Consider the following 1,985-nt stretch of genomic DNA (forward strand, 5'->3'; position numbering starts at 1 on the left):
TCATCACCTCGCCCGGGCGTAACTTCGTCACGCTCAAGATCATCTGCGACGACGGTACCAGCGGCGTCGGCGACGCCACGCTCAACGGCCGCGAGCTGGCGGTGGCGAGTTACCTCGCCGACCATGTCGTCCCCTGCCTGATCGGGCGCGACGCGCACCGGATCGAGGACATCTGGCAGTATCTCTACAAGGGCGCTTATTGGCGCCGCGGGCCAGTGACGATGAGCGCGATCGCCGCGGTCGACGTCGCGCTGTGGGACATCAAGGGCAAGATCGCCGGCCTGCCGCTCTACCAACTGCTCGGCGGCGCCAGCCGCGACGCCTGCCTGGTCTATTGCCACGCCAACGGGACGACGATCGAGGACACGATCGCGACCGCGCTGGCGCACCGCGACGAGGGCTATCGCGCGATCCGGCTGCAGTGCGGCGTGCCGGGCCTCGCCTCGAGCTACGGCGTCGCCAAGCCGGGGCAGCGCTACGAGCCCGCCGACGCCGCGCTGCCGGGCGAGGCGATATGGTCGACCGAGCGATATCTCCGCGTCGTGCCCGAGCTGTTCGCCGCCGCGCGCGAGGCACTCGGGCCCGACATCCACCTGCTCCACGACGTCCACCATCGGCTCACCCCGATCGAGGCGGCGCGGCTCGGGCGCGATCTCGAGCCCTATCGCCCCTTCTGGATCGAGGACCCGACTCCGGCGGAGCAGCAGGACGGCTTCCGCCTGATCCGCCAGCACACCACCACGCCGATCGCGGTCGGCGAGGTCTTCAACTCGATCTGGGACTGCAAGGCGCTGATCGAGCAGCAGCTGATCGACTATATACGCGCCACGATCGTCCACGCCGGCGGCATCACGCACCTGCGCCGTATTGCCGCGCTGGCCGACCTCTATCAGGTACGCACCGGCTGCCACGGCGCGACCGACTTGTCGCCGGTGACGATGGCGGCGGCGCTCCACTTCGGCCTCTCGGTGCCCAATTTCGGCGTGCAGGAGCATATGCCGCATACCGCCGAGACCGACGCGGTCTTCCCGCACGCCTATCGCTTCGACGACGGTCGCATGCACCCGGGCGACGCGCCGGGCCTGGGGGTCGACATCGACGAGGAACTGGCCGCGGGCTACGATTACAAGCGCGCCTATCTGCCGGTGAACCGGCTCGAGGACGGTACTTTGTGGAGCTGGTGACAGGCGCTGGGACGATGCGCCGTGGCCTCGACGAGAGGATCGGCCTGAGATGAGCGACATCACCGAGGCCGCCAGGGAAGCGCCTGAGACGGTGGCGCACGCGGTGTCACGACCGCGCGGGCGCGTGCGCTGGCTGATCTGCGCGCTGCTGTTCTTCGCGGTGGTGCTGTCGTACATCGATCGGCTGGTACTCGGCGTGCTCAAGCCGCAGCTGACCGCGCTCTATGGCTGGACCAACACCGGCTACGGCGACGTCACCGGCTATTTCCAGGTCTTCTACGGCATCGGCTTCCTGCTGTTCGGCTGGCTGATCGACCGGCTCGGCCCCAAGCTGGGCTATCTGCTCGCGATGGGCAGCTGGACGGTCGGCCATCTCGCGCAGACCCTCGTGACCTCCACCACCGGCTTCGTCGTCGCGCGCATCCCGCTCGCCTTCGGCGAGGCCGGGACCTACCCCTCGGCGCTCGCCGCGGCGTCGCAATGGTTCCCGAAGAAGGAGCGCGCGCTCGCCATCGGCGTCTTCAACGCCGGGGCGAACGTGGGCGCGATCGTGACCCCGCTGCTGGTCGGTTTCCTGATCGCCGGGCTGGCGCTCGACTGGCGCTGGGCGTTCGTCGTCACCGGGCTGTTCAACCTCGTCTGGCTCTTCGCCTGGTGGCGTTTCTACCACAAACCCGGCGACCACCCGCGCCTCTCCGCCGAGGAGCGCGGCTGGATCGAGGCCGAGCCCGCGGTCGACAGCGGGCGCGCCGGTTTCCGCACGGTGCTGCGCCGCCGTGAGGCCTGGGCCTATATGGCGGG

At 69.4% G+C, this 1,985-nt stretch carries 2 protein-coding genes; both read left to right on the plus strand.

The window, feature by feature from the left end; translation table 11 throughout:
- Positions 1-2: 2 nt before the first annotated feature.
- On the plus strand, positions 3-1,184 hold the full coding sequence (gene manD, locus K7957_RS20165; protein ID WP_223014705.1) for a D-mannonate dehydratase ManD: 1,182 nt from the start codon (positions 3-5) through the stop codon (positions 1,182-1,184).
- Between the two features lie 49 nt (positions 1,185-1,233).
- Positions 1,234-1,985 (plus strand): MFS transporter (locus tag K7957_RS20170; RefSeq protein ID WP_223014707.1); only part of this gene is annotated, 752 nt, incomplete at its 3' end.

Origin of the sequence: Sphingomonas yunnanensis (assembly GCF_019898765.1) — a bacterium.
GTDB lineage: Bacteria > Pseudomonadota > Alphaproteobacteria > Sphingomonadales > Sphingomonadaceae > Sphingomonas > Sphingomonas yunnanensis.